Origin of the sequence: Paenilisteria riparia FSL S10-1204, assembly GCF_000525995.1 — a bacterium.
In the GTDB taxonomy this organism is placed as follows: Bacteria; Bacillota; Bacilli; order Lactobacillales; family Listeriaceae; genus Listeria_A; species Listeria_A riparia.
Map to the genome: position 1 here is coordinate 1 of NZ_AODL01000022.1, position 15,396 is coordinate 15,396.

The window sequence follows — 15,396 nt, forward strand, 5'->3', positions numbered from 1 at the left end:
TTTTTTGCTTTATTTTTTACCGTCATAGTTGACTGCGATAGAGCCACAACCAATATTGACGTTCTCACCGATTTCTGCGTCACCCATGTAGATGAAATGCGGAATCTTAGTGTTTTTTGCCGATTGTTGCTTTTTTCGTTTCGACAAAGTTACCAATTTTAACGCCTTCGCTGATTTCTGATTCAGGGCGCAAGTGCGCGTAAGGTCCGACTTGTACATCATCGCCTACTTTGCTGTCATAAATGGATGAATGTCTTACTTTGACGCGTTCACCAAGAATCGCATTATCCAATAAGCTTGCTCCTGTAATCTCGCAATCGTCGCCAATAACAGTCTTGCCGTGAATGGAGACATTTGGTCCAATAATCGTATCTTGACCGATTTCTACGTCCACATCAATATATGTGTTTGCAGGGTCAATCAAGGTTACGCCATTACGCATGTGCTTTTCATTAATACGGTGGCGCATAATTTCTTGTGCTTCCGCCAAAGCGACACGATCATTAACGCCCAAAGATTCTTTAGCGTTATCCATGCGATAAGCTGCAACTACTTCGTCTTCGTCTTTCAAAATTTTGATAACGTCTGGTAAATAATATTCCCCCTGCGCATTTTCATTAGAAACCTTTTCCAAAGCTTCGAACAGGGCTAAATTATCAAAACAATATGTTCCCGTATTGATTTCATTGACGCGTTGCTCTTTTTCAGAAGCGTCTTTTTGTTCGACGATTTTTTCGACGATTCCAAGGTCATCACGAATAATCCGTCCGTAACCTGTTGGATTGTCTAAAACTGTCGTCAAAATTGTTGCTTTTGCTCGTTTCTCGTGATGGTATTTCATCAAGGCTTCCATCGTATGTCCTTGAATCAGCGGCGTATCCCCGCACACAACGAGCGTCAAGCCATCTTTATCACCTAAAGCAATCTTTGCTTGCAATACAGCGTGAGCCGTTCCTAGTTGTTCTTCTTGTACTGCAAACGTACTTCGATTTTTCAAATGGGTCTGTACTGCTTCGGCACCATGCCCAACAATCGTTACAATTTCCTCTGGTTGAAGTTGACTAATTTGATCAACCACGTGCTCCACCATAGGCTTTCCACATACGGGGTGCAACACTTTGTAAAGCTTCGATTTCATTCTTGTACCTTGCCCAGCCGCTAAAACGATTGCATATCTATTCATCATTGACAAGACCCTCCAATATCCACTATTCTTCATAATGAATAATACCGTAAATACAGCTTTTTTTCAAGGTGTAAATAGACCGAGTAAGAAATTACATTGGAATTTTAAAAAATAACATTTTGGTGAATAATGCCTAATCAACAAATAACGAAAGAATCGGAAGGCTTTTTCAGACGTTTTGAATATGTAAGAAAAATTGGATTTCGCTTACTTTGTTGGGCGGTTGTTGATTGTTTCTTTTAAAAGGATTAACCCATCGCTTCGCTCACGCTTATATTTGGGCTGTAACTCACTGCGTTCGAACAGCCCAAACAAAAACAACCAGCACTAAGCTGGTTGTTGAAATGTTTTATATTATTCAGCAGTCACTTCTTCTTCCACTGCAACATCTTCTGAAACTGCGCTTGCTTCTTCTTCGCCTACGCGAACGTATTCAGCTAGCACTACTTCTTGAATTTTTCCACGAGTGTCAGAATTGATTGGATGAGCGATGTCACGGAATTCGCCGTCAACGCCTCGTTTACTTGGCATTGCAACAAATAGACCATTGTTTCCATCAATCACACGAATATCGTGAACAACGAACTCCTCATCCAAAGTTATAGAAGCAATTGCTCTCATTCTTCCATCAGTTTCTACACGACGTAATCTCACATCAGTTACCTGCATTATTAGTCACTCCTTATCCCATTTTTTGTCTTCTCATAGCTTCTCGGGGTTTTTCATCTTGTTACTGGGACAAACATGGTTTCCCTTTAAGCCCTGCATCACAACAAGCTTTACCCAGGCCTATAAAAAGTAGTGTTTATTCTTCATTTCCTTCTTCTGTTTCAACTGGAGCCTCAGCACTTTCACCGACAACTTCATCAGCCTCTGCATAAGCAGCTAGAACAGCGTCCTGAATTTTAGCACGAGTATCTGAATTAATTGGGTGCGCAATATCGCGAAACTCTCCATCTGGAGTACGCTTACTTGGCATTGCCACAAATAATCCATCATTACCATCAATCACGCGAATATCATGTACTACGAACTCGCTATCAATCGTAATTGAAGAAATAGCTTTCATTCTTCCATCAGTCTCAACTCGACGTAATCTCACATCTGTAATTTCCATTTTCTTCACCACCTTAGCTCTTGTTGACATGCTACTTGTTGAATCAATACACACGCAACATCATAAAGATAACACTAGAGAATTGTTCTATTGACATTTCTCCCATCCAAGAAGTAACAAATACTTCTTGTTCCCAAAAAGGAAAGCCCAGAATTTTTCTCTAACAACATCATAATAAAAAAAGCTAAATTTGACAACTTTGTGACTTCGCATATAAAATTTGGTTTTCTATACACTTTTTTATTGACAAAAACAAATTGTTTTTAACAATAAAATAATTGTATACTATGATAAACTACGCTAGTTAAGAATACACACAAATCTCACCGTTACAGCATTTTTGCTCATTTATAAACATATTTCAGCTTTCTAAAAATACATATTTTATATCGTTAAACAACAATTGTATCGTCTTTTTTTGTATACTAAATCAATCTATTCTGATGTTTTTTATTGGCATTTTTGCACACTGTTTTTTTAATTCATTAAAAAATCTGATGCTATTATGACAAATAAAACAGAGAAATATATATATCCAAAAAACCAGTTATATCAGTGCTTAAAGCTATTACTAGAGATAGAATTAACAGACAAACAAGGTGATTTCATCGTTATTTTTAACGTAATTGTAACAGAAAGATTAAAAATATATGACGTTGCATTTTATCCCTATTTCAAAGCATTATAGATAAAAAAATCACATTTTTTTATCATTGTTTTGTGCCTAAATAATAAAAAAAGAGGATTTATGTAAAAAAATCCTCTTTTTTAAAGCTGTTATTCAGATCGTAATGCGTCAATTGGACGTAATTTGGAAGCTTTATTCGCTGGCATAATTCCAAAAACGACACCAATTAACATGGAAAATAAGAATGCACCTATAATTGTACTCGCTGCAATTCCAGATGCTATTCCTGCAAAAGAGCTAAACGCGAGTGCGCCTGATACACCGATAGCAATACCTATCAAGCCACCGACAACACTTATAACAATAGATTCAATTAGAAATTGCGTCAAAATATCTCTTTTCTTCGCGCCTAGAGCTTTACGAATACCTATTTCTCTTGTTCGTTCGGATACGGAAACTAACATGATATTCATGATTCCAATACCACCAACAACAAGCGAAATTCCTGCGATAGCGCCCAGTGCTGTCGTTAATGTCGAACTAATGGTGTTGAAGGCACTTAAAATCTCTTGTTGGTTAATGACTTGATATGGTGCGGTTTCACCACTTGATGAATCTGAAGCTGTATAATCGAATTGAATTGAAAGGCGTGATTCTAATGTATTGACGACACGGTCCACATCATCTGCTGTATCTGTTTCAACGTACAAAGTTCGAACATTAGTATCTTTCAACATACGTTGCGCTGCAGATAAAGGAATAAAAATTTGATCGTCGCTTGAGCCCATCATCGAATTTCCTTTTTCCTTGAGAACTCCGACAACTTTATATGGCATCCCATCAATTCGGACGTATTCTCCGATTGCATTGGAGAAGCCAAATAAATCGCTCGCAACATTTGGTCCGATAACTGCTACTTTTTGTCCATATTCTACGTCAATTGGAAGCAGAAAGCGCCCACTATCTAATTTCAAGCCTCGGGCGTCTTTATATTGTTCGTTTGTTCCCACTACTTTCAGGTCTTTGGATTTGTAATCATAGGTTGCTTTGACTTGGCCTGAAATTTCTGGTGACACACTCTTAACACCATCAATATTTTTATATTTCATGACGTCATCGTAGGTGAATTTATCGTTGGGATTGGTAGAGCTATTCATGACAGTAACCAAGTTGGAGCCTAGGTCGCCCATCTGGCTGTTTACTTGCTCTGTCACGCCTTTTCCTAGTGACACTAGCAGAATTACCGAAGAAACCCCGATAATGATACCTAGCATGGTCAGGAACGATCTCATCTTACTTGTTTTTAACTGTTTCCAAGCCATTTTCATACTTTGAAGGATCATTGTTTAACCCCCTCATGAAAAAGTTGACCGTCTTGGATACGGATAGTCCGTGTTCCGTAATTTGCAATATCCAAATCATGCGTAATCATCACGATTGTATTTCCAGCACGATTCAATTCTTGCAAAATAGACATGACTTCTTTTCCTGTTTTAGAATCGAGCGCGCCAGTTGGCTCATCGGCTAGTAGAATTTGCGGATTCGCCGCAAGTGCCCGAGCGATAGCCACACGTTGTTGTTGGCCACCTGACAATTGCGTTGGTAAATTTCGTTTCTTCTCTAGCAATCCTACTTTGTTTAAGCAATCTAATGCGATTTCTTCTCGTTTAGAGACACTCATCCCGCCATAAATCAGCGGTAGTTCGACATTTTCAAAAGCAGATAGTTTCGTCAGTAAGTTAAATTGTTGGAAAATAAAACCAATTTTCTTATTACGAATAGCGGATAGTTTATTATCATTTAACGTTGCTACATCGACACCGTCCAAGTGATACTCGCCAGAATCCGGAACGTCTAAACAACCAATCATATTCATTAAGGTTGACTTACCAGAACCAGACGGACCAACAATCGCTAAAAATTCGCCCTGTTCAACAGCTAATGTAACATTATCAAGTGCTTTAAATGTTTCGTCGCCAAGTGTGTATGTTTTCGTTAAATTTCTCATATCTATAAGTGGACTCGCCATGCGATCACCTCCTTGTTTCGTCTAGTCATTAAAATCCTGGTTGTGACGACGTTGTTTTCGTTGGCAGGATAACTTCATCGCCTTTTTCTAGACCTTTGGTGATTTCCATGTTGTCCTCATTATGAAGCCCAATTGTTACATATTGTTTTACTTCTTTTGTTGTGTTGTTCTTACCTTTTTTAGGAACGAGTACGTAATATTTGTCGTCGTCATTTTTTTGTACAGCTTCTACTGGAACGTATAGCGCGTCTGCTTTCTCTTTTACAAGAATAGAAGCGTCAGCAGTCATGCCTGATTTCAAGTCAGTTGTGTCATCGATAGAAATCGTTACTAAGAACGAAGATACGCCGTTCATAACTGTTCCTTGTTCAGCAATTTCTTTCACTTTACCAATGAATGTCTTGTCTGGTAGTGCGGTTACTGAAATTTTTGCTTCTTGATCTTTCTTTACATTCGGAACGTCAAGCTCATCCATTTGTACTTGTAATTCTAACGCATCATAATCAGGTGCTTTTTGATCCTGTGGAACAATTGCGCCTGTTGCTGTCGCATTAATTTTTAAATCACCTTGTTTCACTTTTGTTGTCACAAGATCTTTCGTTGCTGCCGTGTCAGAACCCGATTTATTGCCCAAAAACAGGACTGCTCCAACGATAATGACTACAATAATAACAATCGCAATCAACCATTTAACCCACTTCTTCATGTGTATTGCCCCTTCCAAATTCCGTAATAATGTGTTAGTTGCCTTATTATGTAGGTAACCAATCATACAAAAAGTCAGCAAACAAAAAACTTCACTAACTAAACTGTTCGCTACCTTTCTATAAGTTCTTATTGTAGCATAAATCAAAATAAAACCAGTCATACGGAGGTCTTATTTATTCATAAAAAAACTGAAACCCCTAGAGAGCATTATGATTGCTACCCATGGATTCCAGTTTCTATTCTATTCACTTGGATATTGAAAATAATTTCCTTCGACGACTTGGATTTGCTTTTCTTTCACGTTGACATTCTTGATTTTGACTAAAGAAATATAATCGTCTACAAGGCGTTCTTCGGCGTATTCAGATTCAACAAGGACACCGATGCCAACAAGGTTCGCATTGAACTCCTCCAGCAAATTCTTCATACCATTAATGGTTCCGCCAGCTTTCATGAAGTCATCGACAATGACAACATTCGAGCCTTCTGGTAGGCTTCGCTTGGAAAGCTCCATTTTCTCAATTCGTTTACTGGAACCAGAGACATAATTGATGCTTACCGTCGAGCCTTCTGTTACTTTGCTGTCACGACGAACGATAACAAACGGGACATTCAGATGTTCTGCCACCGCTTGGGCAATCGGAATGCCTTTCGTCGCCACCGTCATGATTGCATCAATTGGCTGTTTGTTGAACTTCGTCGCTAAAATTTTGCCAATGTGATTAAGTGTTACTGGTTCACCTAGTAAGTCAGATAAGTACAAATAACCACCTGGCAAAAGACGATTAGGCTCAGCAATGCGATTACAGAGCGTTTGAACAAAATCTAGCACATCTGCGTTATCCGCAATCGAAATGTATTTCACGCCACCAGCAGCGCCTGGAACTGTCTCAAGCGTACCGATGCCTCTATCTTCAAATGTTTTCTTTATAATAACTAAATCCTCACTAATAGACGATTTCGCTGAACCGTAACGTTCTGCAAATAACGTTAATGGGACTAATTTACGTGGATGACTTAGCAAAAACTGTGTCATATCAATTAAACGTTCGCTACGCCGAATTTTCATTGCACTTCTTCTCCTCTTTTTAAAGATGCTTTTCCAAACAATATAACATGATTCCCTTTTTTTGTACGTGTTTAAGTCTATTATAAAGATTTTTGGCTGGAAAAGATAGCGATAAACTATTTATTCATGCGCGGCTTGGTTTGAATCGCTTTATTTCATGACCTCTTTAAAGCTAGCTACTTCTGCGCCAACTGATTGCAAGGCATCTACTACTTCATTCGATGTAAGGAATGTCAGCTCTTTTATTCGATAATCAGAATACGAACTTAGAGATAACAATGTTTCGTCAATGAAAGCTGGATGACACATAAACTCTAATGTTTTCGTATCGTCTTTATGTTTTGCGATGACTTGTTTGACCACTTTTGCGTTGATGCCTTCTGCGTAAAACTCATCTGCAAAGCGATCCGTTGTTGGAATGCCAGTATAATCTGCATCGTGCACAGAGCGACGCATACCAACGCCGTATTTCTTCGCTAATTTTTGGATTACGGGGAGTACGATGGGTTCGATTAAATGATGCGTGTCAAAATGTGAGATGGAAAGACCCGCTCCTAGAATTTTTTCAATTTGCGCTGTGAATTCACGTTCTACTTCATCAAAATCAAGCTGATCACCTGAAGCACGCAAAACATCTTGTGCTAGGAACTTACCAGATGGCGCTGTCAATGTAGGCACGTCTTTTAAAATCGGGCTACCGAATGTTAGCGTTAAATGGGCACCAATATCCAGTCCTGGGTTCTCTTTCGCCACTTCTACACCTAAATCAAAAGCAGGAGAATTCGCAAGCATCGTGGTTGATTTCACGACACCGTGTTTGTACGCTTCAAGAATTCCATAGACAACACCTTTAGATAACCCAAAATCATCCGCATTAAAAATCACTTTCATCACTATCGACTCCTTCATGAATTTACTTTTATATCATCTTTGTTCTTGCCACGGTCTTACTAAGTAAACTTCCTCACAAAATCCACGCAGGCCGTTATAGACACGTTTAGCTCGTGAATATTGTTTAACAAGGGCGAACACTGTCGGGCCGCTACCACTCATTAAAGCTGTATCTGCGCCAAATTCCAGCATCTTCTCCTTGATCCGCTTTACTTCGGGGTGTTTCACAAGCGTGACCGTTTCCAAAACATTCCCGATGTTATCACAAATTCCTTCAAAGCTACCCTCTTGAATGGCTTGTACCATCCCTTTCGTGTTTGGGTGCGTTACTTCGCTAACTTTTAAATCGCGGTATACACCCGGTGTAGAAACGCTAATCGATGGCTTTGCAAGTACAATCCAACAATTTGGCATCATCGGCAACGGCTCAATAATTTCGCCGCGACCCGTAGCAAGTGCAGTGCCCCCATACAGGCAAAATGGAATATCCGAACCAAGTTCTGCACCGAGATCTGCCAATTCTTCCAACGACAAGTTCAAATCCCACAATTGATTCAAGCCTTTAAGGGCCGCCGCTGCATCACTACTTCCACCCGCGAGACCTGCCGCTACAGGAATACTTTTGTCAAGCGATATCGCTACACCTTGTTTTATCTGAAACCGTTCCTTCAAAAGCGCCGCGGCCTGATATACCAAGTTGCGTTTATCATCTGGAATGAAGTGCGCCTTTACATCGAGTTTGATGCAGTCCTTTTCGAGTAAAACAAGCTGCAGACGATCCGCTAAGTCAATTGTTGTCATTACCATTTCGAGTTCGTGATAATTGTCCTTTCTTTTGTACAATGCGTCCAATGATAAATTAATCTTCGCAGGTGCTTTCACATTTATTTTCATCGTCTCTACAGCCTTTCTATAGAACCATATCGTTCAACCATTTATTTTCTCTTTGTTTATTCTAACACATCGCTACCTAAATATGTACTAGAAATGTATACGCTAAGCTTCTCGCATGAACTCGGCGCATCAAAAAACCAGCCCGCATGCGAACTGGTCTTGAGATATCAGTGATTAAAGTGCTAACTCTTTACTTACATCATCAGTAAAGTCTAATTCTACAGTGTCTGTTAAAATGTCTGTATAACTATAAGATACTCTTTCAAAATTGTTCTCGTCTTGATCCAACTCAACAACGAAAACAGATGGATAAGTTTCGGCTAATACACCGCAACGCTCGATTGTTTTCTTACGTCCGCCGTTAGCTTTCAAAGTTAGTCTTGTTCCAAGTCTGGATTCAAGATTTTGTTTGATGCTTGCAATAGTTTTTGACATTTATTTTCCACCTCACTAAATACTAGTATAGCATAATGAGGCCTAAAAATCAATAAATAAACATTTTAACAGCGAAACGCCCTCATGTCAACCTCTATGATTACTTTTTAAGCAATTTTTCTTCATTTTCTCATGAAATCGTCAAGAAAATTACTTAAAACCGCGAATTCAGGGATTGTAAGCGTCTCACCGCGACGTTTTACATCAATACCAAGTTCGGCAAGTGCAGGCTCCAGCGCTTCTTTTTGTGCTTTTAATTCAGGAAAACGGTTCACGAGATTGTTCCATAGCGTCTTACGTCTTTGCGCGAAGGAAGATCGTGTTATGTCGAAAAAGAAATCAATGTTATTTACTTCTGCTGGTGGTTCTTGGCGTCTTTTTAAGTGAATAATCGCTGAGTCTACATTTGGCTGTGGCATGAAGACTGTTTTTGGAACGATAAAGGACAGCTCGGCTTCCATATAGTATTGAATAGCAATAGATAAACTACCATATGCTTTCGTACCAGGTTTTGCGGAAATGCGGTCTGCTACTTCTTTTTGTAGCATAAATGTCATACTAGAAACAGGCAGGTCTTCGTGAAGTAGTTGCAAAATAATCGGCGTCGTCACGTAATATGGTAAATTGGCAACGACTTTCACAGGTTGATGGCGATTCGGAAGCTTCGTTGCAATCATCTCACCAACATCTACTTTCAAAATATCTTCGTTCACGATTTCCACGTTATCATAGGCTGCCAAAGTGTCTGGCAAAATAGACATCAAACGTTGATCGATTTCGAACGCTAACACACGCTTGGACGTCCGCGCCAAATGCTCCGTTAACGCGCCGATTCCTGGTCCAATTTCGATAACATCCGTTTCCTTATCTAGCTCGGCCGTCTCCGTAATCCGTCGCAAGATATTGCTGTCGATTAAAAAGTTCTGACCCAGGCTTTTCTTAAATAGAAAGTCGTATTTCTTTAGAATTTCCTTCGTACGACCGGGTGTCGCTATATCTTTACTCATTCGCTTCCTCCTGCATTATGATGCCCCATGCGGCTTCAAATTGTTCATTGGTAATACCAAACATACGTAATCGTGCTTGTAGTTGCTTGCCATTGGTGTATCCTATTTTAAGGATTTCTCCTAATTTTTGTCGTTTCGCTTTAGCGCCTGAACCACCCATCAGTCCTAGATTGATTAGGCGTTCATAGGAAACCTCACTTGTCATAATCCGATTGTTGCTCGTGCGAAAATGCTGTAATGCTTCACGAATGACTTCGGGTGTAGCGTGTTCAACACCTAGGCCACGGCCATGTTTCGGTAAGGCCTCGCTACGCTTGATAAACGCATGATGGCAACCGGGAACCGCTACATCAATTTGCTTTCTGATTTTCTCTCCAGGGAAATCTGGATCAGTTAATATGATAACACCTCGCTTCTCTTTCGCATGACGAATTTGCTCGATTGTCATCTCAGATAGCGCTGATCCATTTGTTTCGATGGTGTCTGCCTCTACCGCGCGATGTATAGCTGTTGTGTCATCCCGTCCCTCGACAACGATGACCTCGTGAATCACTGGCTTCTCCATCTCTAACGCTCCTTTTTTCATAGTCTATCTATCATACCATACATTCTAACAAAGCTGAACATAAAAAAGAAGCAGGAAACTGCCGCATATTGGGCTAGTGACCTGCTTCCTTGATTTAACTTAGTTTAAAATTGTAACGTTCACAGTACGGCGTCCCCATGAATAGCACTGGCTTTCATTCGGGAAGTATACGTCAACGATATTTCCTTTAATCGCTCCGCCAGTGTCACCAGCAATTGCTTCTCCGTAGCCTTCAACGTAAACCCTAGAGCCTAATGGAATAACGCTCGGATCAACGGCAACTACTTTTAGGCCTGGGTTTGCTGTTAAGTTAATACCTGTTGCAGTAGTACCGCCACCTGAATAAGCAGTGGATTCCATCTTAATCGTTTGACCGCCAGATGGTTTGCTACTTACTTGTGCCGAATTACTATTTGATGTGGAAGATTTAGAAGATGTTGTTGCTTTTTTAGAAGGAGAGAAAGAAGAAGTGCTATTGCTAACTGGTGTTGCAACGACTTTCTCTTTCGTACCACGAACAACGACTTTATCTTCAGGTTTTGCAGTAACTTCTTCGGCAAGTAGCTTACGTTGCTTTTCTTTCCCATTTTCGAGAATAACATTGTATTTGGCTACTTTTTCGCCTACTTTTCCTTCTTGTACTACTTTCTCAACGCCAGCTGCTAAGTTGTCGTCTTCTTTAACAACTGTTTTGTAAGCAACTTGAGATTTTTTTTTCGTCGGTTTTCTTGTCCACGTATGTAACAACAACCGTCATATTGTTTGCAAGTTTCGCCGTTTTTGCTGGCAATACTTTGTCTTGTGCGTCTAACTTGATGTTTTTTTCTGCTAATAAGTCTGCAACTGTATCTTTTGTAGTCCAAGTTGTCTCTTTTTTCGCACCGTTTTGGATGGATAAAGCTACTGCACGGTCAATTTTAACTTCCATGTTCTTAGCAACTTTGGCATCTAGCGCTACGTTTAGAGCATCTTGTGGACGTGTTGTAATATTTTCGTCCTTCAGTACTTCAGCTACGGTGTTTTTTGTTGTCCACACGTTCACTTCATTACCTTCGTCGTTAATTGTAATTGATTTAGCTGGAACATAAGTAATTTTCATTCCATCTTTTAATGATGCGTCTTTGGAAACAGATAGTTCATCATGTTTTCCAACTTTGACCCCTTCATCGTTCAGTACTTCAGCTACTGTTTTAGCATGTGTGCTTACTTTGGTAACCTCGCCTGCTTTTACAATGGTGATATCGTTTTTAGTTCCCTCGAAAACGAAATAAAAAACCAAAGCTATGACAATAACAAACGCGCCAATCATAATTGGTAAACGCCATTTTGATTTCTGGCTTGCGTTACTGCTAGTTTCCATGGTCATGTATTTCTCCCCTTTCTAGTTCTGTTGTGATTATATACGGGGGACGAAAGAACTGTCAACGAATGAAGGGATTAAAATGTATAGACCAAATAAGCGAACCTAAACGTTGCTACTAAGCCATCACAAAGCTTTTTCATTACATTATATGTCTAATGTGTCAAAAATATTTCAACCCATTCAGTCTCTAGTCGTAGGCATAATATAGCGGGTTCTTAAAGATTTCTTTAACTTTTAGCAAACCTTGCTTAAGATTCCATTACAGAGTTCGCTCATTGTTACAAAGGCATTACAGAAATCACTCTATTCGGAAGAGCCTTTTTGCATTTTCTGTGGTATGGTAGGCGATTTCCTCATATTTCAGTTCTTTTAATTCTGCGAGCTTATCGGCAACAAGCTTGACGTAACTCGGCTCATTTCGCTTCCCTCGATTTGGGTGTGGCGCAAGATACGGAGCATCTGTTTCGATTAAAATACGGTCTAACGGCGCCATTTCTGCTGCAATTTTTGGTAATTTTGCGTTTTTAAAGGTAACTGTACCACCAAATGAAATGTAAAAATTCATGTCAAGACAGGCTTGCATCACTTCGACAGTTTCACCAAAGCAATGCATAATCCCACCAACTTCTGCTGCGTTTTCCTCTTGTAAAATGCGGACAACATCTTCTGTTGCTTCGCGGTTATGAATAACAATTGGGAGATTTACTTCTTTTGCAAGACGGATTTGCTGGCGGAAGACTTCAAATTGTGTTTCTTTTGGCGAGGTATCCCAGTGATAATCTAATCCCATTTCGCCAAGTGCCACGACTTTAGGATGCGATGCTAGTTCCCTTAGCCATTCTAGTTTTTCCGGTGCAAATGTAATCGCGTCTGTCGGATGCCAACCAACAATTAGATAAATAAAATCATATTGTTCTGCGAGCTCGAGTGCTCGATTAATGGTTTCTTCGTTAAAGCCAACAACAGCCATTCGTGTTACGTCATTTTCTTTAGCGCGCGCGATGACTTCTTCTAAATCATCGTTGAACGCGTCGTCATTTAAGTGTACATGCGTATCAAAAAGCATTTTTATCCCTCATTTCTTTATTTTTATGCAACTTTCTTCTATATAATAGCACATTATCGTATTTTGGGAATGGATCGTTGTTTTTAATAATAGTAGAAAGTCGGATTTTACTTGTATGAAAAGACAGTTCCGAGTTCGGAACTGTCTTTTATTGTTTATTTTACTTTTGCGCCGTTTGGTAAAGCGTCACTTGCTTCGATGATACGCAGTTCGCCGTCTTTTTCCCCAGATAAGATCATGCCTTCGCTCATAAGTCCGCGAAGCTTGACCGGTTTTAGGTTGGAGACGACGATGACTTTCTTGCCGATTAGTTCTTCTGGTTCGTAGAATTCTGCAATTCCTGATAATACTTGGCGGAGTTTGCCTTCACCAAGGTCTAATTGGAAGCATAATAGTTTGTCAGCTTTTTTGACTTTCTCGACTTGCTTCACTTCACCGACGCGGAGATCGATTTTGTCGAAATCCTCGATGCCGATTTCTGGTGTTTCTAGCGCTACTAAAGTTGGTTCTGGTTCAGCTACCGGTGCTGGTGCGGTTGCTTTCATTTGTTCTTGAATGTATGCTACTTCTTCTGCCGCGTCTAAGCGTGGGAAAATTGGTGTTCCTTTTGCGACTACTTTTGTGCCAGTTGGGATTTTACCGTATCCTGAGATGGACGCCCACTCTTTTAACGACTCGTCTTCTATACCGAGCTGTGTAAAAATGCCTTCTGGACATTGTGTCAAGAATGGTTTTAACATAACAGCGATGATACGCAAATTCTCTGCTAAGTGGGTCATAACGCTCGCCAATTCATTGCGCTTGTCATCTTCTTTAGCAAGTACCCATGGCGCTGTTTCATCGATGTATTTGTTTGTGCGGCTTACTAAAGTCCAAAGTTGAGACAGCACTACTGAAAATTGCATTGTTTCGATATTGGTTTCGTATTCTTTTAAGACATTGTCTTTAAAATTCTCTAACTCAGCATCAAAAGGTGTTACATGGCCTTGATAAGCTGGAATTTCGCCGTCAAAGTATTTATTTATCATCGCGACTGTCCGATTTAATAAGTTGCCAAGGTCATTTGCCAAGTCATAGTTTACGCGGTCCACGAAGTCTTCTGGTGTGAATAAGCCGTCCGAGCCGAACGGAACTTCGCGTAGTAAGTAATAACGTACAGCGTCTAAGCCGTAACGATCAATTAGCATATATGGATCTACGACGTTTCCTTTTGATTTCGACATTTTGCCGTCTTTCATTAGAATCCAGCCGTGTCCGAAAATTTTCTTTGGTAATGGCAAATCTAGCGCCATCAAAATAATTGGCCAATAAATCGTATGGAAGCGGACAATTTCTTTTCCGATAATTTGAACATCTGCTGGCCAGTATTTGTTGAAGTTCATTTCATCATCCGAACCATAACCAAGCGCTGTGATGTAGTTAGACAACGCATCAATCCACACGTAAACAACATGTTTCGCATCGCCAGGTACTTTAATTCCCCAGTCAAAAGTAGTTCGGGAAACAGCTAAATCTTCCAAACCTGGTTTGATGAAATTGTTAATCATTTCGTTTTTGCGTGATTCTGGTAAAATAAATTCCGGGTTGTCGTTATAATAAGCCAATAAACGGTCTGCGTATTTGCTCATGCGGAAGAAATACGACTCTTCTTTCACTAGCTCCACTTCATTGCCGCTTGGTGCTTTCCCACCAATGACTTTCCCATTTTCGTCACGATAAACTTCTTCTAATTGTGTTTCCGTGAAATATTCCTCATCAGAAACCGAATACCAACCCTCATATTGACCTAAGTAAATATCGCCTTGATCCAATAACTTTTGGAAAATTTTCGCGACACCATCTTTATGACGCGACTCTGTTGTCCGAATAAAATCCGTATTCGAAATCTCAAGCTTCTCCCAAAGCTCTTTAAAACCAGCTGCGATGTCATCTACATAGCTTTGCGGTGATACATTTTGCTCTTCCGCTTTTTGCTGGATTTTTTGGCCATGCTCATCCGTTCCAGTTAAATAGAACACATCGAATCCGCGCAGACGTTTATAACGCGCCATCGCATCCCCTGCAACAGTCGTGTACGCATGCCCAATATGTGCCTTTCCACTTGGATAATAAATTGGCGTTGTAAGATAAAATGTATTATTCTCTTTTGGCAAACTAATCCTCTCCCATTCCTCCGCCGAAATTCTGTTTTCCGGTGTTAAATTCACAATTACCTCCTATTATATCATTTTATCTTCAAAACAAAATACCATGTGGCGAAAAAAAATATTATTGTTTAAAAATAAACAATAAATAAATATTGGAAATTGCGCAACTTTTATTTCAAAAATCGCATAATATAGCCATTTACAAAGTATTTTTCTTGGAAATATAAATTTTTTTTAATTAATTGCTATTTTCGTCTAGCTTTTCTAGGA

Annotated in this window: 13 protein-coding genes and 2 pseudogenes; all 15 read right to left on the minus strand. The window is 39.8% G+C overall.

The window, feature by feature from the left end:
- Positions 1–15 precede the first annotated feature (15 nt).
- Positions 16–1,186, minus strand: a pseudogene (gene glmU / locus PRIP_RS11385) (bifunctional UDP-N-acetylglucosamine diphosphorylase/glucosamine-1-phosphate N-acetyltransferase GlmU); the annotation flags it as partial.
- 354 nt (positions 1,187–1,540) lie between these two features.
- Complete coding sequence (gene spoVG / locus PRIP_RS11390; protein ID WP_036088375.1) at positions 1,541–1,855, minus strand: septation regulator SpoVG; 315 nt, start codon at positions 1,853–1,855, stop codon at positions 1,541–1,543.
- Between the two features lie 136 nt (positions 1,856–1,991).
- Positions 1,992–2,303, minus strand: coding sequence for a septation regulator SpoVG (gene spoVG, locus PRIP_RS11395; RefSeq protein WP_036101277.1), 312 nt, complete (start codon positions 2,301–2,303; stop codon positions 1,992–1,994).
- A 777-nt stretch (positions 2,304–3,080) separates the two neighbouring features.
- The gene (locus PRIP_RS11400) at positions 3,081–4,274 is read right to left on the minus strand and encodes an ABC transporter permease (RefSeq protein ID WP_036101278.1); all 1,194 of its coding nucleotides are present in this window, start codon (positions 4,272–4,274) and stop codon (positions 3,081–3,083) included.
- Positions 4,271–4,960: an ABC transporter ATP-binding protein gene (locus PRIP_RS11405; protein WP_036101279.1), complete on the minus strand. Its 690-nt coding sequence runs from the start codon at positions 4,958–4,960 to the stop codon at positions 4,271–4,273. The genes PRIP_RS11400 and PRIP_RS11405 overlap by 4 nt, the downstream gene beginning before the upstream one ends.
- 28 nt (positions 4,961–4,988) lie before the next feature.
- On the minus strand, positions 4,989–5,666 hold the full coding sequence (locus PRIP_RS11410) for an efflux RND transporter periplasmic adaptor subunit (protein WP_036101280.1): 678 nt from the start codon (positions 5,664–5,666) through the stop codon (positions 4,989–4,991).
- A 243-nt stretch (positions 5,667–5,909) separates the two neighbouring features.
- On the minus strand, positions 5,910–6,737 hold the full coding sequence (purR, locus tag PRIP_RS11415) for a pur operon repressor (RefSeq protein ID WP_036101281.1): 828 nt from the start codon (positions 6,735–6,737) through the stop codon (positions 5,910–5,912).
- A 150-nt stretch (positions 6,738–6,887) separates the two neighbouring features.
- The gene (chbG, locus tag PRIP_RS11420) at positions 6,888–7,628 is read right to left on the minus strand and encodes a chitin disaccharide deacetylase (protein ID WP_036101282.1); all 741 of its coding nucleotides are present in this window, start codon (positions 7,626–7,628) and stop codon (positions 6,888–6,890) included.
- Positions 7,629–7,661: 33 nt separating this feature from the next.
- Complete coding sequence (ispE, locus tag PRIP_RS11425; RefSeq protein ID WP_036101283.1) at positions 7,662–8,522, minus strand: 4-(cytidine 5'-diphospho)-2-C-methyl-D-erythritol kinase; 861 nt, start codon at positions 8,520–8,522, stop codon at positions 7,662–7,664.
- Between the two features lie 174 nt (positions 8,523–8,696).
- Positions 8,697–8,957: a biofilm formation stimulator Veg gene (gene veg, locus PRIP_RS11430; protein ID WP_036067518.1), complete on the minus strand. Its 261-nt coding sequence runs from the start codon at positions 8,955–8,957 to the stop codon at positions 8,697–8,699.
- Between the two features lie 122 nt (positions 8,958–9,079).
- Entirely contained in the window at positions 9,080–9,964 is an 885-nt protein-coding gene (rsmA, locus tag PRIP_RS11435) for a 16S rRNA (adenine(1518)-N(6)/adenine(1519)-N(6))-dimethyltransferase RsmA (protein WP_036101284.1), read from the minus strand.
- Positions 9,957–10,529 carry a ribonuclease M5 gene (gene rnmV, locus PRIP_RS11440; RefSeq protein WP_052008878.1) on the minus strand — a complete coding sequence of 191 codons (573 nt, stop codon included), beginning with the start codon at positions 10,527–10,529 and terminating at the stop codon, positions 9,957–9,959. Before rnmV ends, rsmA begins: the two co-directional genes overlap by 8 nt.
- 120 nt (positions 10,530–10,649) lie before the next feature.
- A pseudogene (locus tag PRIP_RS11445) lies at positions 10,650–11,916 on the minus strand (ubiquitin-like domain-containing protein).
- Between the two features lie 295 nt (positions 11,917–12,211).
- On the minus strand, positions 12,212–12,979 hold the full coding sequence (locus PRIP_RS11450) for a TatD family hydrolase (protein ID WP_036101286.1): 768 nt from the start codon (positions 12,977–12,979) through the stop codon (positions 12,212–12,214).
- Between the two features lie 155 nt (positions 12,980–13,134).
- Positions 13,135–15,132 carry a methionine--tRNA ligase gene (metG, locus tag PRIP_RS11455; RefSeq protein ID WP_036101336.1) on the minus strand — a complete coding sequence of 666 codons (1,998 nt, stop codon included), beginning with the start codon at positions 15,130–15,132 and terminating at the stop codon, positions 13,135–13,137.
- Positions 15,133–15,396 lie beyond the last annotated feature (264 nt).